Origin of the sequence: Rugosimonospora africana, assembly GCF_016862975.1 — a bacterium.
Lineage (GTDB): Bacteria > Actinomycetota > Actinomycetes > Mycobacteriales > Micromonosporaceae > Rugosimonospora > Rugosimonospora africana.
Genome location: NZ_BONZ01000015.1, coordinates 175977 through 194950, shown reverse-complemented (window position 1 = coordinate 194950; position 18974 = coordinate 175977). Strand labels below are relative to the sequence as shown.

Here is an 18974-nt window from a genome sequence, read left to right as displayed (position 1 = left end):
CCGCCTTGCCGAACGCCGCCTGGATCCTGGCTCGCTCGACCAGAGGTCTGCCAACAGGCTCTTAACCTGCTAAATCGCGAGCGCACCGGCCAAGATCAGCACCAGCCCGACCGGCAGCAGCGCCAGCGGAGGCCGCGACCAGGCACGGGCCAGCGACGGCCCACCGGCGGATGCCGCACCCGTGATCGCGCCGTACAGGCCCATGGCGACCAGCGGAATGCCAGCCATCGTGAAGATCCCGGCCAGCACCTCTCCCGGCTGGAACGGATGCCCGAACTCGCCGGTGAACAGCATCCGGAGGGTGAGCAGCTCCGCGACGATCGCCACGATGACGAGCAGGATCGCGGCGCCGGTGTGCCGGGTGCGGTAGATCGCGCCGCCGGCATCGGGCGCCCCTCCGACGGCCGGCATCCCGCCCGGCCCCTGCGACGCCGGCTGCATCGACGGAGGCGGCCCGGCCTGCATCGGCGGCGCGACCGGTGGTGGCGCCATCGGCGGCGGCGCGATCGGCGGCGGCCCGGAGACGGGCGGTGCCAGCTGGGTCGGCGCGCCGACCGATCCGGGTGCCCGGCGCAGCGCCGCGCGGTCGATCGGCTCGGTGTGGAAGCGGGAATCCGACTGCTCGGAGTGGAACCGCGACTCGCCCGGGTCGGAGTGGAACCGGGGATCGGGCTGGTCGGCCGGGAAACGCGGCTCGGTCGCGTCGGAATGGAAGCGAGAGTCGGCCGGTTCGGCCTGCGACGGCAGCGGCGGCAGCTCAACGCCGGATCGCGGACCCATCGGGCTCGTGTTGCGCGCGGTCAGACCCGAGTCCGTGCGCGCCGCCGAAGACGAGTACGCCTCGGCTTCCGGGGAGTATCCGTCGCGGAACCGGCCGGGGTCGCCGCCGGTCTCCCCGAGGTCGGAGTAGCGCGGCTCCGGCACCCGGTACCGCTCTTCGTCGTCGAATCGGCTTTCCTGCGTCGGGTACCGCTCGGAATAGCCCGGGTACCAGCGACCCTCCGACTCGTCCTGATAGTTGCGAGGTGCGTCCACAGTCGCACCGTAGGCGACTGCCGGCCCGGCTCGCCAGCGCGTTGACCTGGATGCCTGGATTGTCGTGCGAGTGATCCCGGCATAATGACATCCGTGGAGGTACCGGACGATCTCCTCGCCGTCGCCGACGCATTGCTGCCCGGAATCGCGTGGGAGCGCGCACGGCTCGGCCGGGGCGGCTCGCACGATGTCGTGCTGCTGCCCGGCGTCGCCGCCGTGCGGATCGCCAACCACGCCAGCGCCGCGGCCCTGCTGCCCCGGCGCTGCCAGCTGCTCTCCCGGCTGGAGAAGGCGGGGCTGCCGTTCGCCGTGCCGGTACCGCTGACCGACGTCGTCGACGTGAACGGGCGGGCGGCGGTCGCGCTGTCCTGGGTATCGGGTTCACCGACGCCACGCGGGCAGGGTGAGCCCGCCGGGCTCCGGGAACTGCTGGCCGCGCTGGCCTCGGTACACCTCGGCGACCTCGACGGTTTGCTCGGCCCGGCTCACGCGTACGCCGGCGGGGCGCGGTGGCCGGAGCTGATGCGTGAGGTGGGCGGGCTGCTGCCGGAAGAGTGGCGGGCGGAAGCGGCCGAGCGGGTCGCCGCGGCGCGGGACCTGGCACCGGTACCGATCCGGCTGGTACACGGGGATCTCGCCGGCGAGAACGTGCACTGGGACCCGGCCGGCCGGCACTGTGTCGGCGTGCTGGACTGGGATTTCGCGCAGCCCTTCGACCCGGCCGTGGACGCCGCCTGCCTGGCCTGGCACGGCTGGCCGACGTTGCGCGAGGCGGTCGACCCGCAGACCTACCACCGGGCCCGCGTCTGGTATCTGACGTTCGGGCTGGACCAGGTGGCGGTCAGCCTGCTGCGCGGCGACCCGGCCCGGGTGCTGGCCGAGCAGGTCGCGCAGGCGGTCGCGTTCCTGGAACGCACCACCCTGTCGCCGCCGCCGCGCTGACCGTTCGCTGTGACCCGCGTCGCTGTGGCGCGGACGCGCCAGCCGCCAGCATGTACAGCGTGAGCGACAACGTGGTCGACCAACTGCTCGGCATGTTCCGGAGCATCCGGGAGCGCGAGTTCACCGGCTCGTCCGAGGTCTACACACGCCTGTCCGATGCCGTCGAACAGGCGCCCGGACTCGCCGAGCCGCTGCTCGCCGCGCCGCCCGAACAGCGACGCCCGCTGCTGTACTTCGCGGCGACCCAGTACCTGCTGCGCACCTCGGCGCACGGTCACCCGCTGGCCGGGTACCTGCCGACGCTGGGTGGCACCCGAGCGCCGGATCCCGGCCTGGTACCCGCGTTCGCCGCGTTCGTCCGCGCGTACGGCGGCGACCTCGCCGCCCTGTGTGCCAGCCGGAACACCCAGACCAACGAGCCGCTGCGCTCCGCCCTGCTGCGCCCGGCGTTCGCCCGCGCCGGGCGGCTGCTCGGCGACCGCCCGGTGAGCCTGGTCGAACTGGGTACCAGCGCCGGGCTGCTCCTGCTCAGCGACCGCTACGGCTACCGCTACCGGGGGCGGCGGTACGGACGGGCCGACGCGCCGGAGGCGCTGGTCATGGACTGCGAGGTCCGCGGCGGACAGCCGGCCGACCTCGACCGTGAGCCGGTCGTCGCCGACCGGGTGGGGCTGGACCTCGCGCCGGTCGACGCCGGGGATCCGGCATCGGTGGACTGGCTGCGCTCGTGCGTCTGGCCGGAGCACACCGAGCGCCTGGCCCGGCTGGACGCGGCCCTCGCCGAGGCGGTACGGGCCGCGCCGCGGCTGATCGCCGGGGACCTGGTCGCCGGGCTGCCGGCCGTACTGTCCGATGTGGACGCGGTACCGCTGGTGTTCGCGTCGCACGCGCTGATCTACCTGCCGGACGCCGCACGGGCGGAGCTGGTCGCCACGCTCGCCGAGACCGGCCGGCGGCGCGACCTCGTGGTCGTGCTCAACGAGTCCTCCGCCTGCGGGTTGGAGCTGTTCGCGAGGGTTGCGCCGCGAGCAACGGAAGGCGAGGCGTCACGGTCGAACGGCGGCCCGGGCAAGGACGGCCCGGCACCGCGGGCCGCGTGCACGCTGACGATGGTCGTCTGGCTCGACGGCCACCCCACGGTCACCGAACTGGCCACCACGGATCCGCACGCCCGCTGGCTGCACTGGCGGATCGAGGACCACCCGTACCGTCCGGTCGGCTGACGCCTCGCCTCTAGCCGAGCTGACCGAAGCGGCCGACCGCGACGGTCAGCGCGATCGCGAACAGCAACACGTTCGCGGCGACCGCCCACGGCTCACGCAGCCGGGTGTGCGAGCTGGCCGCGCCGATCATCACGACGCACAGGCCGGCGGCGGCGAGCGGGGTGAGCACCCGCGCCGTACCGGTCGCCCACGGCAGCAGCAGACCGATCACCGCCAGCAGTTCGCTCACGGCCGTCACGCGCACCACCGGCATCGGGAACAGCGCGATGCCGGTCTGCCCGCTGGCGATCAGGCGCTGGCGGCTCATCGTCGACTTGGCCAGCCCGGAGTAGGCGAACACCACTGCGAGCAGGCCCTGCAGGATCCACAGTGTGAGGTTCATGGGGAGAGGACGATCCACCGCCCGATGATGTGACGCTCGACGGGTGCGGTTTCTTCGGGGCTTTTCTCGGGGCTGCAGCGGCGCGCGGGAGACGGCGGCGCCCGGACGACGGCGGCCAGACGACGGCGGCCAGAGGACGGCGGCCAGACGACGGCGGCGCCCGGCCCGGCTAGCGGAGCACTCGGGTGCCACCGGGGTCGGTCGGGCGCCCGACGGCGCTTACCAGCACGGCCGCCCGACCTCGCTCACCAGCGCGGCTGGCCGGCGGCCCGGCCGGCCGGGGGCCCCGATGGCGGCGACTAGGCTGGCCGCATGGATCCGCTCGTGGCTCGGATGCAGCCGTTCGGCACCACCATCTTCGCCGAGATGTCCGCACTCGCCGTCCGCACCGGCTCGGTCAACCTCGGCCAGGGTTTCCCGGACACCGACGGACCGGCCGGGATGCTGGACGAAGCCGCCAAGGCACTGCACACCGGGGCGAACCAGTACCCGCCCGGGCCCGGCATCCCCGCCCTGCGCGTCGCGATAGCCGCGCACCAGAACGAGTTCTGGTCACTGGACTACGACCCGGACGGCGAGGTCCTGGTGACCGCCGGCGCCACCGAGGCGGTCACCGCCGCGATCCTGGCGCTGTGCGAGCCCGGTGACGAGGTGGTCTGCTTCGAGCCGTTCTACGACTCGTACGCCGCCTCGATCGCGCTGGCCGGCGCGGTACGGCGGCCGGTGACCCTGCGGCCGGGCGCCGACGGGCGCTTCGGGTTCGACCCCGGCGACCTGCGCGCCGCGTTCGGCCCGCGCACCCGGCTGGTGCTGTTGAACTCGCCGCACAACCCGACCGGCAAGGTGTTCACCCGCGACGAGTTGCGGCTGATCGCCGAACTGTGCGTGTCGCACGGCGTGTACGCGGTGACCGACGAGGTGTACGAGCACCTGGTCTTCGACGGCGGTGAGCACATTCCGCTGGCCACCCTGCCCGGAATGCGCGAACGCACCGTACAGATCTCGTCGGCCGGGAAGACCTTCTCGTGTACCGGCTGGAAGGTCGGCTGGGCGTGTGGGCCGCGCGATCTGGTCTCCGCCGTGCTGCGTGTCAAGCAGTTCCTGACGTTCGTCAACGCCGCTCCGCTCCAGCCGGCGGTCGCCTACGCGCTCTCGCTGCCCCGGTCGTACTACCAGGAGTTCTGCGCCGATCACCAGGCCAAGCGGGACCAGTTGGTCGGTGGCCTGACCGATGCCGGGTTCTCGGTGCTGGTACCCGAGGGCACCTACTTCGTCACCGCCGACACCTCCGGTCTGGGTGGCACCGACGGCGTCGAGTTCTGCCGCGACCTGCCGGACCGGTGCGGTGTGGTGGCGGTACCGAGCCAGGTCTTCTACGACGACGTCGAGGCGGGGCGGCGCCTGATCCGGTTCGCGTTCTGCAAGAAGCCCGAGGTGCTCGACGAGGCGGTCTCCCGGTTGCGCAGGCTCTCCGGCCACTGACCGTACGATCGCATAGCAGATCATCTCTCTGATCGCCCGGCCGTCCACACCCACCCTCGCCATGCACATGTCGATCTCCGGGCGGTAGCGGGCGCAGGGTGGGTTCGGCACCCTCACCGGCATGACGCAGGCCAAGGACGCGGTGGGTGCTTACGGCGAGCGGGTCGCCGTGCGGTATCTGGTCGATCGGGGCATGGTGCTTCTGGCCCGCAACTGGCGGTGCTCGTCCGGCGAGATCGACGCGATCCTGCGCGACCGCGACGTTCTGGTGTTCGTCGAGGTGAAGACGAGGCGCGGCGACCGCTTCGGCAGTCCGGCCTCGGCCATCGTGCCGGCGAAAGTCGCCCGGCTGCGACGACTGGCCGCGCAGTGGCTCGCGCAGGCGGGCATCCATCCGCGCGAGGTCCGGTTCGACGTGGTCGAGGTGTGGGCGCGGCGGTCCGGTGCGGCGACCGTCGAGCACCTGCGTGGGGCATTTTGAGATGTCGTACGCGAAGGTGCTCTCGGTCGGTCTCATCGGCCTCGCCGGCCACCTCGTCGAGATCGAAGCCGACCTCGCTGCCGGCCTGCCCGGCCTGACTCTCACCGGGCTGCCGGACGCGGCCCTGTCCGAGGCTCGGGACCGGGTCCGGGCGGCTCTGGTCAACTCCGGCGAGAGCTGGCCCAACCGCCGGATCACGGTAAACCTGCTGCCGGCTGACATACCCAAGCACGGCTCGGCGTTCGATCTGGCCGTCGCGGTCAGCATCCTCGCCGGTGCGGGGGTGCTGCCGCTGGCGCCCCTGCACGGCGTGGTGCTGCTCGGCGAGCTGGGCCTCGACGGTGCCGTACGGCCGGTGCGCGGGGTGCTGCCCAGCGTCCTGGCCACGGCCCGGGCCGGCATCCGCCGGGTGGTGGTCCCGCTCGCCAACGCCCGGGAGGCCGCACTGGTGCCGGGCGTGACGGTCCGGGCCACCGACTGCCTCCGCCGCGTGGTCGACTTCGTCCGGGGCGGCACCCCGCTGCTCGACCCGCCGGCCGAGCCGCCCGTCGACGGCACCGCCGAGCTGGATCTCCTCGACGTCGTCGGGCAGGAGCTGGGCCGGCGCGGGCTGGAGGTGGCCGCCGCGGGCGGTCATCACCTGTCGATGGTCGGGCCACCCGGCGCCGGCAAGACCATGCTGGCGCAACGGCTGCCGTCGATCCTGCCCCCGCTGTCCGACGCCGCCGCGCTGGAGGTGACCGCGGTCCACTCGATCGCGGGCGTGCTGCCGCCCGAGTCACCGATGATCCGCCGGCCTCCGTTCCAGGCGCCGCATCACACGGCGAGCGTGGCGGCGCTGGTGGGCGGCGGCTCCGGCCTGGCCCGCCCGGGAGCGATCTCCCTGTCGCACATGGGGATTCTGTTTCTCGACGAGGCTCCCGAATTCGGCAGCCGTGCGCTGGAGACTCTGCGCCAGCCGCTGGAGGACGGGTACGTGGTGCTGTCCCGGGCCAGAGGCGCTACCCAGTACCCGGCTCGGATCCAGCTCGTACTGGCCGCGAATCCGTGTCCGTGCGCCCGGCCGGCGGGCGACGCGCACTGCGAGTGCAGCGCGCTCGTGCGGCGCCGCTACCTGAGCCGGCTGTCCGGGCCGCTGATGGACCGGGTCGACCTCCAGGTACCGCTGACGCCGGTGACCGCGGCGCAGCTGACCGAGGAGACGGTGCTGGCCGAGTCGTCCGCGGTGGTGGCGGCACGCGTCGCGCAGGCCCGTGGCGCGGCGACCGAGCGCTGGGCCGATCGAGGCTGGTCAACCAACGCAAGGGTCCCGGGTCCGGTCCTGAGGCGGCCACCGTGGCGGTTGCCCGGCACGGCGACGGCCGGACTGCAGAAGGCACTGGACGCCGGTTCGATCTCGGCGCGCGGCTTTGACCGCGTGCTGAGGGTGGCGTGGTCGATCGCGGACCTCGACGGCCGGTCGAGTCCGGACAACGGAGACGTACAGGAGGCATTGGCGATGCGGATTGGACGGACCGGATGAGCGAGCGTCAGCTGAGTGCCATCAACGATGCCCGCACCGCCCGGGTGGCACTGGCCTGCCTGGCGGAGCCTGGCGGCCTGGCCGTCTACGACCTGGTTCGAAAGCATGGGCCGGTTCAGGCGCTGGCCCGCATCCTCGCCGGAATGGCGACGGGGGAACTCGTCGAGTCGGTACGCGCCAGGCTCGTCGGCACGACCGCGGACCGGATCGTCGACGCCGCACTCGCCCGCACCAGGCGGGTCGGCGCGCGGGTGGTGATTCCGGAGGATGAGGAGTGGCCGGCACAGTTGGCCGATCTCCGTCTGATCAGCCGCCTCGGTGGCGACCGGTTCTCACGGGACACCTACCCGCCGGTCTGCCTGTGGGTCCGCGGCGACTGGCCGCTCGCCGAGACGCTGAACCGTTCGGTCGCCGTGGTCGGTGCCCGCGCCTCCACGTCGTACGGCAACCATGTCGGCACCGAGCTGGCATATGGCCTGGCAAACCGGGGGTGGGCGGTGGTGTCCGGCGGCGCCTTCGGCATCGACGCCGCCGCGCACCGGGGCGCCCTGGCGGCCGGTGGGGTGACCGCCGCCGTACTCGCCTGCGGCGTGGACCGCCCGTACCCGTCCGCACACGCGGCCCTGTTCGAACGCCTCGCCGAGGACGGCCTGTTGATCAGCGAGTGGCCGCCGGGTGCAGACCCGCACCGCCACCGGTTCCTGATTCGCAATCGGGTCATCGCCGCACTGGCACGCGGCACGATCGTGGTGGAGGCGAATGCCCGCAGCGGTGCGCGCCAGACGTTGGGTCGTGCGGTGCTGCTCGGCCGGGCGGCCATGGCTATACCGGGTCCGGTGACGTCGGCGATGTCGGTCGGCTGCCACGAGGTGATCCGGGAAGGCGTACGGCTGGTGACCTCATACCAGGAGGTGCTGGAGGAGGTCGGGCTCATCGGGGACGACCTCGCTCCGCGGGTACGGGCACCGGAGCGGGAGCATGACCGGCTCGGGCCGCAGCTGTCTCGGGTACTCGACGCGGTGCCGCGCCGGAACGGGGCCGACGCGGGGCAGATCGCCGCGACGGCCGGCCTGCCGCTGCGCGACGTGCTCCGGGCGATGCCGGTTCTGGAGGAGCTGGGTCAGGTCGCCTCGACGGAAGACGGCCGATATGTGGCCGGACGCCGGAAGCGGTCACAGGGGCAGGAGACGACCCCGGAGGCTGAGCCGGCGCCGGCCGACGAGGTCGGTATGGCGGCAGCCGACGGGGCCGCGCTCTCCGCGGCCGACGGGGCGGGGTCCGCCGGGGCCGACGAGGCCGGGCCTGCCGGAGCCGACGAGGCCGGGCCTGACGGGGCCGACGAGGCCGGGGCTGACGGGGCCGACGAGGCCCGGCCCGACGAGGCCACGCCGGGCGGGTCCGGTGAAACCGGACGGGGCGGAGGCGGTGCCGCGGCGCCGGAGGGGGCCGAGGCACCGGCAGCCGGCGCGGCGGCTTGACGGTTCGTCCATCGGACGGGAACCGTCGGGTTGTGAACAGCACTCGTGCCGTACACGCCGCCCTCCCGTCAGCCATGCGCGAGGCCGTGGACGGGTTCGCCCGCCACCTGGCCAGCGAGCGGGGGCGCTCGGCCCACACGGTACGGGCGTACGTCGCCGACATCGTGTCGCTGCTGGATCACGCCGGGCGGATGGGCTGCCAACAGCCGGCCGACCTCGACCTCGGGATGCTGCGCAGTTGGCTGGCCAGGCTGCGTACCACCGGGGCGGCCCGCACCTCGCTGGCGCGACGGGCTGCCTCCGCACGCACGTTCACCGGATGGACGCACCGGGAGGGTCTGCTGGCCCGGGACGTCGGCGCGGCTCTGGCCAGCCCGAAGGCACAGCGGACGCTGCCTACTGTGCTCCGTGCCGATCAGGCCGCCGAGCTGATGGCCGTACCCGACTCCGCGGGGCCGGTACCCGGGCCACGACCGGAGTCGCATCCGGTACCGGACTCGGATTCCGGCCACGATCCGGTGCTCCTGCGCGACCGGGCGGTACTGGAGCTGCTGTACGCGACGGGGATCAGGGTCGGCGAGCTGTGCGGTCTCGACGTCGACGACGTGGACCGGTCCCGTCGCGTCGTGCGCGTGCTGGGTAAGGGCGCCAAGGAGCGGGCCGTTCCGTACGGTCTGCCCGCCGAGACCGCGATCGACGCATGGCTGCGGGAGGGGCGACCCGCCCTGGCCGGCCCCCGCAGCGGAGCCGCACTGCTGCTCGGTGCCCGGGGCGGCCGGCTCCAGCCGACCGTGGTGCGGCAACTGGTCGCCGCCTACACGGAGGCCGCCGGCCTGCCGCACATCTCGCCGCACGGGCTGCGGCACTCGGCGGCGACCCACCTGCTGGAAGGAGGCGCCGACCTGCGGTCGGTTCAGGAGTTGCTGGGGCATGCCTCGCTGTCCAGCACCCAGATCTACACGCATGTCTCCATCGAGCGTCTGCGCAGTGCGTACCGGCAGGCGCATCCGCGCGCCTAAGATCTCCGTACGTGAGCGATCCCGAACCACCCGAGCAGCTGCCCGGCGCCCGTCTCCTGTTTTCCCTCGACCCGGCGCACAGTCATCTCAACCACGGCAGCTTCGGCACCACCCCGATCTCGGTACAGCGCGCCCAGCAGCGCCTGCGCGACGAGATGGAAGCCGATCCGCAGAAGTTCTTCACCCGTGGACTGCACGACCGGATCGAACACAGCCGCCGCCACCTGGCCACCTTTCTCGGTGCGGACCCGGACCGGTCGGCGCTGGTGACCAACACCACGTCCGGGGTCGCCGTGGTCCTCGGCTCGCTCGGGATCGGCGCCGGTGACGAGGTGATCACGACGGATCACGGGTACGGCTCCGTGAGCCTGGCGATCGCCGCACGCGGCGCCCGCGAACGGGTCGTACCGGTCGAGTTGACGCTGCCCGACGACGAGATCGCCTCCACGATCGCCGGAGCGGTCGACCGGACGCGTACCCGACTAGTGATCGTCGATCTTGTGAGCTCGCCGACCGCACGGCGGATGCCGGTCGAGCGGATCGCCGCCGCACTGCGGCCGGCGGGCGTACCGCTGCTGGTCGACGGCGCCCACGGTCCCGGTCTCATGCCGCTCACGGTCGACTCGCTCGGCGCCGACTTCTTCGTCGGCAACCTGCACAAGTGGGCGTTCGCACCCCGCGGCACGGCCATCCTGACGGTGGCCGAGCAGTGGCGGTCCTCAATGATGCCGCGGGTCGTGTCGTGGGCACAGCCCGAGGGCTTTCCGCGGAGCGTCGAGTTCTTCGCGACCGCCGACTACACCGGCTGGCTGGCCGCCCCTGCCGGCGTGTTCATGCTGCGTACGCTTGGGCCCGAACGGGTCTGGGCGCACAACGCCGCCCTCGTCCGGTACGGGCAGCGGGTCGTGGGCTCGGCGCTGGGTCTGGATCCCGGGCAGCTACCCGAACCGGGTGCCGACTCGCCCATGCGTATGCTGCCGCTCCCTCAGCAGTCCGGCGAGAGCCGCACGATCGAGGATGCGCACGCACTACGCGACCGGATCGCCGACCGGCTGCGGGCCAGCGTTGCGATCAACCTGTGGCGCGGCCGGCTGCTGCTGCGGTTGTGCGCACAGATCTACAACCGGGCGGAGGAGTATGACCGCCTCGCCGAGGCGCTTCCCGGCCTGCTCGCGAGCTGAAAGCCTGCCGACCCGGCTGACGGGCCGGAGGCCTGCCAGCAGGCCCGGCTGACCGGCCAGAGGTCTGCCAGTAGGCACTGAGTCCTGGGCCGGGTACAGCCGGACGGGTGCGGCGTGGAGCAGGAGCAGCGGATCGAGATACTCCGGGCCCCGGCGCAGCCCCCAGTGCAGGCACGCGGCAACGGGGCAGCCGGGATGGCCACCGACCAGCGTCCCGATGGGTTGCCCGGCGACGACCGGCTCGCCCGCGGAGACCAGTGGAGCGACGGGCTCGTACGTGGTGCGCAGGCCACCAGCATGATCCACGCTGACGACGCCGGTGCCGGCTACCTCACCGGCGAACGCGACCACCCCGGGCCCGGCGGCGCGGATCAGCTCGCCTGGGATGCCCGCGAGATCCACCCCCCGATGCCCGGCCAGCCAGGGCCGGGGCGGCGGCGAGAAGTCCCGGGTCACGACGGGCTGGCCATCCACCGGCCAGCGATAGTCGCCCGGGACAGCCGGGCCGATCGGGTCGGCCGGACCAACCGGACCAGCCGGGCCGACGGCACCAGCCGGGCCACCCGGATCAGCGGGGCCGATCGGGTCAGCCGGATCAGCGGGGCCGCCCGAACCGACCGGACCAGCAGGACCAGCGGGACCAACCGGACCAGCAGGACCAACCCGACCAGCCAGGCTAGCCGGAGCAGCCGGACCAACCCGACCAGCCAGGCTAACCGGAGCAGCCGGGCCGGCCGGACCAGCGGGTTCCAGCGGCAACCGGGCCAGTGCCGAGCGGGGCAACGCTCGTGCTCGGGAGGACGACGCCGGCATCAACGCGGGCGGCGCCGACGCAGGCCGAGACGCCGCCGGCACCAGGTCGGATTGCGCCGGCACAGGCTGCGACCATGACGGCGCGGACGAGGCCGATGCCGTAGAGAATCCGGCCGGCGCCAGGAGCACCGTGACGGCGAGAAGCAACGCGCGGTACGTCATGCGGTCAGCCTGGACGAACACCTCCGGCCCGCCAATCGCGATCATGGCGAACTGTGGACAGCGAGGGTGGATGTGGACAACTCGCCGATCATGGACCGATCGCGATATGAACTCCGGTCACGATCCGGGAAATCCCCCCTGTCCGCGGCCGCTCGGCCGACGCACCATGGACCCATGGAGAACGGGCACTTTCTGCGCAACGCGGTACTGACGATCGCCGGCCTGGTGGTCGCCGGCGTGGTCGCATGGTGGCTGATCAAGGCCCTGATCGGTGTGATCTTCTACATCCTGGTCGGCGCGCTCGTGGTCGGCGGGGCGGTCTACCTCTACGGGAAGGCCAAGCGTTCGATCCGCGGTGGCGGCCGGAGGCCGATCAACCGCTGGTGAAACGGTCGGCGCGGCCACCGGGGCCGCGCCGAAGATCAGCGAGTTGAGCACGGGGGCCCGCCAGCTCAAGGGACCAACGCGCCAGGCCCGAAACAGGAGCGCGGACCAGGGGCAGGGCCGAAACAGGACGCCGGCGGGTCGGAGACGAGCCACAGCGGGGGCCGCCGGCAGGCAGCCCCCGCGGACTCGCTCAGCGATCGGGTGACGCGACCGGTCAGGCGCCGAAGGTGGAGTCGGGCAGCGAGATGTCCGGCTTCTCCAGCTCCTCGACGTTCACGTCCTTGAAGGTCATCACCCTGACGTTTTTCACGAAGCGGGCGGGACGGTACATGTCCCACACCCAGGCATCGTGCATCTCCACCTCGAAGTAGACCTCGCCGTCCGAGTTGCGCACGTGCAGGTCCACCTGGTTCGCGAGGTAGAAGCGGCGCTCCGTCTCGACCACGTAGGAGAACTGGCGCACGATGTCGCGGTACTCCCGGTAGAGCTGAAGCTCCATCTCGGTCTCGTATTTTTCGAGATCTTCGGCGCTCATCCCGCCCCGCCCTCCATGCCGCCATTCTCGCCCACTGGCGCCTGTCGCGGCACGCGCTCCGGGGACGCCACGCCGACCGTACCGCGCCCACCGGCCCGGCCGGCAACCGCCGCCACATTCGCGTACGAGAAGCGGTGCTCCCGGCACGGTCCATGCGCCAGCAGAGCGGCCGAATGCTCCGGCGTCACGTAGCCCTTGTGCTCGGCAAACCCGTAGCTGGGGTGGATCTCGTGGAGATCCTTCATGATCCGATCCCGAGTGACCTTGGCAACTACGCTGGACGCGGCCACGCACGCGGCCACCTGGTCGCCCTTCCACACGGCCAGGCCGGGAGCGCCGAGCCCATCGACCGGGAACCCGTCGGTCAGCACGTACGACGGGCGTACCGACAGGCTGGCCAGCGCGCGGCGCATCGCGGCGAGGTTGCACACGTGCAGCCCGCGCCGGTCCACCTCGTCGGGCGGAATGATCACCACGGACCAGGCCACTGCGATCTTGACCACGATCTCGTAGATGCGGTCCCGGGCCAGCGGCGTGAGCAGCTTGGAGTCGGTCAGCCCGTCGATCTCGCCGCGCCGGCCCTCGGGGAGGATGACGGCCCCGGCGACCAGCGGTCCGGCGCACGCTCCCCGGCCGGCCTCGTCCGCGCCCGCCACATGGGCGAAGCCGCGCCGTTGCAGGGCCCGCTCCAGGGCGTAGATGCCGCCGGAGCGGTGGATGACGGTACGGCCGGGTGGCAACATCACGCCTCCAGGACGCCGCGCAGCAGGCTGGGCAGGTTCTCCGGGTAGTACCGCTGGTCCGTAGCGATCAACTCGTCCAGCGACCACCACCGGTGCGCGTCGACCGAGTCGCGTTCAAGCTCCTCGAAGCCCGACGTGTCGACCTCCCACGACTTCACGCGCACTACGAAGAACTCCTGCTCCTGCCGGTACCGGAGGCCGTCGAACGGGAACTCGGTGACCTCGCTCCACACCGCCGGCCCGAGTTGCTCCGGATCGAGCTTCAGTCCGGTCTCCTCGTACAGTTCCCGGGCCGCTGCCTCCAGCATGGTCTCCCCGTCGTCCAACCCACCGCCGGGCGTGAACCAGTAGCCGTGGGTGGGCCGAGCCGGGTCGAAGCCGTGGAAGAGCAGCAACCGTTCCTGGGCGTCCAGCAACAATATCCGTCCGGCACGCCGGGCGATCGGCTCCGTCACGTCACCAACCCTAGGGCCTCGGGTTGGGCACCCCGCTGTCCGTGCCCGGTACCGACAGCCAGGAGGCCCGGTCGAACGGCCAGAAGACGACGAACGCCCGCCCGATCACGGCATCGGTGCTGATCGTTGCCTTGTCGATGTCGTGGAAGCGCAGGTACTGCTCGCGCGAGTCGCCGGAGTGGAACCGGTTGTCGCCCATCACCCACAGCCGCCCCTGAGGCACCGTGATGTCGAACGGGTCCGGGCTGGCCGCCAGGTCGGCGCCGTCGTCGGAGTCCAGGTAGGTCTCGTTGAGCGCCTTGCCGTTGACCGTGATCCGGTGCTGGGCGTCGCAGCAGACCACGCGATCGCCGCCCACCCCGATGACCCGCTTGATGAAGTCGGTCTCGCTCGGATCGCTGCGCCACTCCTCTGGCGAGTTGAACACGATGACCTCGCCGCGGTGCGGATCGCGGAAGTCGTAGACCAGCTTGTTGACGAGCACCCGGTCGTTGATGTTGAGCGTGTGCTCCATCGACTCCGACGGGATGTAGAAGGTCTGCAACACGAAGGCGCGCACCAGGATGGCGACCACGATGGCTACCCCGAGAAGGATCGGTAGCTCGCGCCAGAACGTGTTCCGCCGCTGAGTCTGCTGCTCGTCAATCACGGGCGAAGCCTACGTCGTCTACTACGTCGGAAGAGTCGGGAACGCGCAGGAAAGAGTAAAGACGCGAGTAGTGGGGTAACCAACGCGGCATCCGGCGCCTCCGGCTTCCCCTCCGGCTGCCCGATCGACCGCAGGTCGGGTGTGACCATGCGGTACGGGCTGGCGGAGGACGGTTTGGGAACGTTGCTGAACGTAGACGGAGTCCCCAGGGTGCTCCACTGGCTCTTCGGCCAGACCACGACGAACGCCTTGCCGATCACGTTGGAGATCGGTACCGGTCCCTGACATCGCGAGTCCTGGGACACCAGGCGATGGTCGCCCATCACCCACATCTCCCCGGGAGGGATGACCACCGGGGCGAACTTGCGGGGACCGCAGCGTCCTGGTGTCGGATCGATGTCCAGCGGCGAGTTGTCGGTCACGTACGGCTCGTCGAGCGGCTTGCCGTTGACGGTCACCCGGCCCTGGGCATCGCAGCACTCCACAGTGTCCCCGGGAAGGCCGATCACCCGCTTGATGAAGTCCTTCTCCCCGGGCTGGCTGACGCCGACCAGGTCACCCATGGTGCGGCCGAACTTGGCGAACAGTCCGCCATCCGGCGGGGGTGCCTCCGGTGCCCAGGCGTCGGTGCCGCGGAACACGACGATGTCGCCCCGGTGCGGCTGGCGCATGTCATAGACGACCTTGTTGACCAGCACCCGGTCGCCGATCAGCAGGGTGTTCTCCATCGAGCCCGAAGGGATGAAGAACGCCTGGAACAGGAACGTCCGGATCAGTACGGCCAGGCAGAACGCCACGATCAGCAGCAGTGGGACTTCCTGCCACAGCGGCATGTTCTTACGAGCGCGGTGAACCCGGTGGCGCCACGACGATTCCTCGTCGTCGATACTGACCTCCGTGCGACCCTGCACCCACGACTCCCCGCTTTGCGCGACAACCGCCCAGGGCGGTGCGCTCCGAGCGGTAGCGCCAATATAGCCGGCCGACCTCAAAGTTAGGTGCTCGTCTCCGGCCGCTTACGAAGCGGCCGGGAAGTCAGCTCACCGGGCGCTCGCGACGCTCCTTGATCTTCGCGGCCTTACCGCGCAGACCGCGGAGGTAGTAGAGCTTGGCCCGACGGACCGCACCGCGGGTGACGACCTCGATCCGGTCGAGCTGCGGGCTGTTCACCGGGTAGGTGCGCTCGACACCGACGCCGAAGCTGACCTTCCGGATGGTGAACGTCTCGCGCAGACCTGCACCCTGGCGGCGGATCACCACGCCCTGGAAGATCTGAATACGGGAACGGTTGCCCTCGACCACCCGGGCGTGCACCTTGAGCGTGTCGCCGGCACGGAAGTCCGGGAGATCGGTCCGCTGCGACTGGGCGTCCAGAGCGTCCAGCGTGTTCATCGCTGCTGCTTCCTTGGGCTCAAGGCGCGCCGGACCAGCGGCGCGCGGGTGGTTTCTGACGACATGAGGCCACGAGCACTCGCGGCAACCCCACTACTCTGCCACATCCGGGTACCGGATCTGAAATCCGGCCCCCTCGAGGGTGGCCCGGTCGCGCTTGTCGAGGGCTTGTGGCGGCAGCGCCGGCAGCAGATCCGGACGGCGCCCGGCGGTCCGCAGCAGGGACTGGTCGCGGCGCCAGCGGGCGATCTTGCCGTGGTCGCCGGACCGCAGAACCTCCGGTACCGGCAGGTCGCGCCACTGCGCGGGCTTGGTGTAGACCGGCGCCTCCAGCAGCCCGTCGGCGTGCGACTCCTCGACCAGCGAGTCGGCGTTGCCCAGTACCCCCGGCAGCAGCCGGACGACCGCCTCCAGGATCACCAGTACGGCGACCTCGCCACCGAAGAGCACGTAGTCGCCGAGCGAGACCTCGGTCACCGGCATGCGCTCGGCCGCGTAGTCGAGCACCCGCTGGTCGATGCCCTCGTACCGGCCGCACGCGAAGATCAGCCGGGACTCGCCGGCCAGCGCGTGCGCGAGCGGCTGGGTGAACGGCACCCCGGCTGGGGACGGCACGACGAGATGCGGGGGCTCCGAACCCGGCGATCCGTCCGGCGAGGCGACGGCGTCCAGTGCCTCACCCCACGGCTCCGGGCGCATGACCATGCCGGGACCGCCGCCGTACGGCGTGTCGTCGACGGTGCGGTGCACGTCGCTGGTCCACGTCCGCAGGTCGTGTACCGCGACGTCGAGAATGCCGGCGGCACGGGCCCTACCGATCAGGGAGAGGTCCAGCGGCGCCAGGTACTCCGGGAAGATCGTGACGACATCGACCCTCATCGAGCGCCGGTCCTCATATCTCGAACAGCCCCTCCGGCGGGGTCAACACCACCTGGCCAGCCTTCACGTCCACGGTGGGCACGATCGCCCGGACGAACGGAACCAGTACGTCGCGCCCGTCGACCAGCCGCACCACGAGCAGGTCGGCGGCCGGCCCGTGCTCGATCCGGACCACTTCGCCCAGCCGCTGGCCGGCGGTGTCGACCGCGGCCAGCCCGATGAGTTGGAAGTCGTTGAACTCGTCCGGGTCGACGGGCTCGGCGACGTCGGAAGAGTCGACCCAGAGCCGTACTCCGCGCAGGTCCTCGGCCGCGGTACGGTCCAGGATCCCCTCGAAAGCGATGATCAGCCGGTCCTGGTGCGGACGCACCGCCTCGATCGCGAGGCGGGGGACGGTCCGGGCACCGTTCGACGGGCGTTCCGGCGCACCATTGCCGGGCCGGGCCGGTGCCGTCGGGTCGGTGTCCAGCACCGACCCGACGGCGAACCGGTCCTCGGGCGCGTCCGTGGTCACTTCGACCACGACCTCGCCGCGGATGCCGTGCGGCCGGACGATCTGCCCGACGACGAGGCGCATGGGCTCAGTACGCGTCGACGATGTCGACCCGTACCCCACGACCGCCGATCGACGTGATCACCTGGCGAAGCGCCTTGGCGGTGCGCCCGCCGCGCCCGATGACCGTACCGAGGTCCTCGGGGTGCACGCGCACCTCCAGCCGCTGACCGCGACGGGAGTCGACCATCCGGACGCGCACGTCGTCCGGATGGTCCACGATGCCCTTGACCAGGTGCTCCAGCGCGGGCCGGAGCGCCCCGTCAGGCTTGCGTACCTGCGTCGGCACCGGCCGACTCCTCGGTCTGCGCGGCCGGGGTCTCGGCGGTCTCGGCGGGAGCCTCCGCGGCGGCCTTCTTGGCCGCCTTCTTGGTGGCCTTGGCCGGCTCCGCCGGGGCGGCAAGTCCGGCCGCGGCCTGCGACTCCGCCTCGTAGCGCGCCTTGCGGTCGGCCTGAGCGGCCGGCACCTTCAGCGGCTCCGGCGCGGGCAGGCCCTTGAACTTCTGCCAGTCGCCGGTCTTCTCCAGGATGCGCAGGACCGGCTCGCTCGGCTGCGCGCCGACCGACAGCCAGTACTGCGCACGCTCGGAGTTGACCTCGATCAGCGAGGGCTCCTCCTTGGGGTGGTAGACCCCGATGTACTCAATCGCCCGACCGTCACGCTTCGTGCGGGAGTCGGCGACGACGATGCGGTACTGCGGGTTGCGGATCTTGCCCATCCGTAGAAGCCGGATCTTTACGGCCACTGGTTGCTCGCTCCTGTTTGTGATCCTGACCGCCCAGCCGCCATCGTGGGGTTGATGTTGACTGGGTGCTCGTGGACTGGCTACGCGCCCGAGGTAGAGGGCGACGGACGCGTGCCGGATACCAGCCGACCATTGTGCCAGATAGTGGCGGCTCAACCGAAATCAGGTAGCCAAGATCGGGCGCGAAGTAGTCAGGTGCCGAGCAGCGGGCGCGGAGTTAGTCAAGCGCGGAGCAGTTATGCACCGGGCAGTCAGGCGCGGAGCAGTCGGGCCGGCGGCCTGTCCCAGCCCGGCGGCATCTCGGTCGGCGTGGCCCAGGCCGGGTCCGGGGCGAAATCGCACCAGGTGCCGTCGAACGGGAACCGTCCCGCCTCGATGTCCCGGATGACCCGTTCGCCCTCCGCCCGTACCGCCGCGGCGTCCGACACCCAGTAGTGGTCGGGGAAGCCCAGCCGCTCGGTGAACTCGCCCTCGTCCTTCCACCGCCAGCTGCGGTCCGGATCCACCCAGACGTCCAGATCCTGGTCGACGATGTCCACCCCGGCCAGGTCGCCTTCCTGCCAGCGCACCGCCGGTTCTTCGAGGTTCACGTACCAGCCGGAGAACCGGCCGACCTCGTCGCGGAACCACCACACCGAGTGGGCCGCACCCGGCCGTACGAGCTTGAGTACCCCGGGGCCGCTCCACGGCAGCTGAACCAGTTGGTAGCTCTGCCGGACCCAGTCCGCGAACGGCATGTCCCGCAGGGTCAGCCCGTCCTGGTCGACCTCGTGGGCGACCACGCTGCCCTGAGCCACCCACAGCAACAGGCCGCGTTCGTCGTCGCTGACCACCCGTGCCGGGCGGACCCAACCGATCCGATCGTGACGGGTGTTGCGATGCAGAATGACCTTGCCGGGCGCGAACGACATGCGC

Annotated in this window: 23 protein-coding genes and 1 pseudogene; 9 read left to right on the top strand and 15 right to left on the bottom strand. The window is 71.5% G+C overall.

Annotation, left to right across the window (positions count from 1 at the left end; translation table 11 throughout):
• Positions 1-69: 69 nt before the first annotated feature.
• Complete coding sequence (locus tag Raf01_RS09095; RefSeq protein WP_203917298.1) at positions 70-1035, bottom strand: DUF308 domain-containing protein; 966 nt, start codon at positions 1033-1035, stop codon at positions 70-72.
• A gap of 93 nt (positions 1036-1128) precedes the next feature.
• On the opposite strand from Raf01_RS09095, the gene Raf01_RS09090 reads away from it, so the two are divergent.
• Together Raf01_RS09090 and Raf01_RS09085 are read left to right on the top strand one after the other, a co-directional pair.
• Positions 1129-1977 carry an aminoglycoside phosphotransferase family protein gene (locus Raf01_RS09090; RefSeq protein WP_203917297.1) on the top strand — a complete coding sequence of 283 codons (849 nt, stop codon included), beginning with the start codon at positions 1129-1131 and terminating at the stop codon, positions 1975-1977.
• A gap of 59 nt (positions 1978-2036) precedes the next feature.
• Positions 2037-3200: a DUF2332 domain-containing protein gene (locus Raf01_RS09085; protein WP_203917296.1), complete on the top strand. Its 1164-nt coding sequence runs from the start codon at positions 2037-2039 to the stop codon at positions 3198-3200.
• Between the two features lie 10 nt (positions 3201-3210).
• Here Raf01_RS09085 and Raf01_RS09080 read toward each other — a convergent pair whose 3' ends face one another.
• Positions 3211-3600, bottom strand: coding sequence for a DoxX family protein (locus Raf01_RS09080; RefSeq protein WP_203917295.1), 390 nt, complete (start codon positions 3598-3600; stop codon positions 3211-3213).
• Between the two features lie 294 nt (positions 3601-3894).
• Between Raf01_RS09080 and Raf01_RS09075 the strand changes: the two genes are divergently transcribed.
• The 6 genes from Raf01_RS09075 (at position 3895) to Raf01_RS09050 (ending at position 10745) form a co-directional block, all read left to right on the top strand.
• Positions 3895-5064, top strand: a complete 1170-nt coding sequence (locus tag Raf01_RS09075) for a pyridoxal phosphate-dependent aminotransferase (protein ID WP_203917294.1) — start codon at positions 3895-3897, stop codon at positions 5062-5064.
• Between the two features lie 121 nt (positions 5065-5185).
• Positions 5186-5545 carry a YraN family protein gene (locus Raf01_RS09070; RefSeq protein ID WP_203917293.1) on the top strand — a complete coding sequence of 120 codons (360 nt, stop codon included), beginning with the start codon at positions 5186-5188 and terminating at the stop codon, positions 5543-5545.
• Between the two features lies 1 nt (position 5546).
• Positions 5547-7067, top strand: coding sequence for a YifB family Mg chelatase-like AAA ATPase (locus Raf01_RS09065; protein ID WP_203917292.1), 1521 nt, complete (start codon positions 5547-5549; stop codon positions 7065-7067).
• Entirely contained in the window at positions 7064-8545 is a 1482-nt protein-coding gene (gene dprA / locus Raf01_RS09060; RefSeq protein WP_203917291.1) for a DNA-processing protein DprA, read from the top strand. Before Raf01_RS09065 ends, dprA begins: the two co-directional genes overlap by 4 nt.
• Positions 8546-8619: 74 nt before the next feature.
• Complete coding sequence (locus Raf01_RS09055) at positions 8620-9564, top strand: tyrosine recombinase XerC (protein WP_203917401.1); 945 nt, start codon at positions 8620-8622, stop codon at positions 9562-9564.
• Positions 9565-9575: 11 nt separating this feature from the next.
• On the top strand, positions 9576-10745 hold the full coding sequence (locus Raf01_RS09050; protein ID WP_203917290.1) for an aminotransferase class V-fold PLP-dependent enzyme: 1170 nt from the start codon (positions 9576-9578) through the stop codon (positions 10743-10745).
• A gap of 189 nt (positions 10746-10934) precedes the next feature.
• On the opposite strand, the pseudogene Raf01_RS50860 reads toward Raf01_RS09050, so the two are convergent.
• Together Raf01_RS50860 and Raf01_RS50855 are read right to left on the bottom strand one after the other, a co-directional pair.
• Positions 10935-11147 (bottom strand): annotated as a pseudogene (locus Raf01_RS50860) (peptidoglycan DD-metalloendopeptidase family protein); the annotation flags it as partial.
• A gap of 50 nt (positions 11148-11197) precedes the next feature.
• Positions 11198-11443: a hypothetical protein gene (locus Raf01_RS50855; protein WP_373319501.1), complete on the bottom strand. Its 246-nt coding sequence runs from the start codon at positions 11441-11443 to the stop codon at positions 11198-11200.
• Positions 11444-11894: 451 nt separating this feature from the next.
• On the opposite strand from Raf01_RS50855, the gene Raf01_RS09040 reads away from it, so the two are divergent.
• Positions 11895-12107, top strand: a complete 213-nt coding sequence (locus Raf01_RS09040) for a hypothetical protein (protein WP_203917289.1) — start codon at positions 11895-11897, stop codon at positions 12105-12107.
• A gap of 214 nt (positions 12108-12321) precedes the next feature.
• Here Raf01_RS09040 and Raf01_RS09035 read toward each other — a convergent pair whose 3' ends face one another.
• The 11 genes from Raf01_RS09035 to Raf01_RS08985 form a co-directional block, all read right to left on the bottom strand.
• Positions 12322-12642 carry a DUF2469 domain-containing protein gene (locus Raf01_RS09035; RefSeq protein ID WP_203917288.1) on the bottom strand — a complete coding sequence of 107 codons (321 nt, stop codon included), beginning with the start codon at positions 12640-12642 and terminating at the stop codon, positions 12322-12324.
• Positions 12639-13385 carry a ribonuclease HII gene (locus Raf01_RS09030; RefSeq protein ID WP_203917287.1) on the bottom strand — a complete coding sequence of 249 codons (747 nt, stop codon included), beginning with the start codon at positions 13383-13385 and terminating at the stop codon, positions 12639-12641. The genes Raf01_RS09035 and Raf01_RS09030 overlap by 4 nt, the downstream gene beginning before the upstream one ends.
• Entirely contained in the window at positions 13385-13840 is a 456-nt protein-coding gene (locus tag Raf01_RS09025) for an NUDIX hydrolase (protein WP_239133472.1), read from the bottom strand. Before Raf01_RS09025 ends, Raf01_RS09030 begins: the two co-directional genes overlap by 1 nt.
• Positions 13841-13850: 10 nt before the next feature.
• Entirely contained in the window at positions 13851-14489 is a 639-nt protein-coding gene (lepB, locus tag Raf01_RS09020) for a signal peptidase I (RefSeq protein WP_203917286.1), read from the bottom strand.
• Complete coding sequence (gene lepB, locus Raf01_RS09015) at positions 14486-15322, bottom strand: signal peptidase I (RefSeq protein WP_203917399.1); 837 nt, start codon at positions 15320-15322, stop codon at positions 14486-14488. The genes lepB (Raf01_RS09020) and lepB (Raf01_RS09015) overlap by 4 nt, the downstream gene beginning before the upstream one ends.
• A gap of 202 nt (positions 15323-15524) precedes the next feature.
• A complete protein-coding gene (gene rplS, locus Raf01_RS09010; RefSeq protein WP_203917285.1) occupies positions 15525-15881 on the bottom strand; it encodes a 50S ribosomal protein L19 in 357 nt (118 codons plus the stop codon).
• A gap of 93 nt (positions 15882-15974) precedes the next feature.
• Entirely contained in the window at positions 15975-16760 is a 786-nt protein-coding gene (trmD, locus tag Raf01_RS09005; protein WP_203917284.1) for a tRNA (guanosine(37)-N1)-methyltransferase TrmD, read from the bottom strand.
• A gap of 13 nt (positions 16761-16773) precedes the next feature.
• Complete coding sequence (gene rimM, locus Raf01_RS09000; protein WP_203917283.1) at positions 16774-17337, bottom strand: ribosome maturation factor RimM; 564 nt, start codon at positions 17335-17337, stop codon at positions 16774-16776.
• Between the two features lie 4 nt (positions 17338-17341).
• Positions 17342-17602, bottom strand: a complete 261-nt coding sequence (locus Raf01_RS08995; protein WP_203917282.1) for an RNA-binding protein — start codon at positions 17600-17602, stop codon at positions 17342-17344.
• Positions 17577-18059, bottom strand: a complete 483-nt coding sequence (rpsP, locus tag Raf01_RS08990) for a 30S ribosomal protein S16 (protein WP_203917281.1) — start codon at positions 18057-18059, stop codon at positions 17577-17579. Before rpsP ends, Raf01_RS08995 begins: the two co-directional genes overlap by 26 nt.
• A gap of 251 nt (positions 18060-18310) precedes the next feature.
• Complete coding sequence (locus tag Raf01_RS08985) at positions 18311-18970, bottom strand: ribonuclease FAU-1 family protein (protein WP_203917280.1); 660 nt, start codon at positions 18968-18970, stop codon at positions 18311-18313.
• Between the last annotated feature and the right edge of the window lie 4 nt (positions 18971-18974).

Bases quoted from the DNA above. Each gene is read 5' to 3' on its own strand.
- Raf01_RS09065 (WP_203917292.1), top strand. From the start codon at position 5,547: ATGTCGTACGCGAAGGTGCTCTCGGTCGGTCTCATCGGCCTCGCCGGC.
- dprA (WP_203917291.1), top strand. From the start codon at position 7,064: ATGAGCGAGCGTCAGCTGAGTGCCATCAACGATGCCCGCACCGCCCGG.
- Raf01_RS09030 (WP_203917287.1), bottom strand. From the start codon at position 13,385: ATGTTGCCACCCGGCCGTACCGTCATCCACCGCTCCGGCGGCATCTAC.
- lepB (WP_203917399.1), bottom strand. From the start codon at position 15,322: ATGCCGCTGTGGCAGGAAGTCCCACTGCTGCTGATCGTGGCGTTCTGC.
- Raf01_RS09070 (WP_203917293.1), top strand. From the start codon at position 5,186: ATGACGCAGGCCAAGGACGCGGTGGGTGCTTACGGCGAGCGGGTCGCC.
- Raf01_RS09035 (WP_203917288.1), bottom strand. From the start codon at position 12,642: ATGAGCGCCGAAGATCTCGAAAAATACGAGACCGAGATGGAGCTTCAG.
- Raf01_RS09040 (WP_203917289.1), top strand. From the start codon at position 11,895: ATGGAGAACGGGCACTTTCTGCGCAACGCGGTACTGACGATCGCCGGC.
- rplS (WP_203917285.1), bottom strand. From the start codon at position 15,881: ATGAACACGCTGGACGCTCTGGACGCCCAGTCGCAGCGGACCGATCTC.
- rimM (WP_203917283.1), bottom strand. From the start codon at position 17,337: ATGCGCCTCGTCGTCGGGCAGATCGTCCGGCCGCACGGCATCCGCGGC.
- trmD (WP_203917284.1), bottom strand. From the start codon at position 16,760: ATGAGGGTCGATGTCGTCACGATCTTCCCGGAGTACCTGGCGCCGCTG.
- Raf01_RS09075 (WP_203917294.1), top strand. From the start codon at position 3,895: ATGGATCCGCTCGTGGCTCGGATGCAGCCGTTCGGCACCACCATCTTC.
- Raf01_RS08985 (WP_203917280.1), bottom strand. From the start codon at position 18,970: ATGTCGTTCGCGCCCGGCAAGGTCATTCTGCATCGCAACACCCGTCAC.
- Raf01_RS09055 (WP_203917401.1), top strand. From the start codon at position 8,620: ATGCGCGAGGCCGTGGACGGGTTCGCCCGCCACCTGGCCAGCGAGCGG.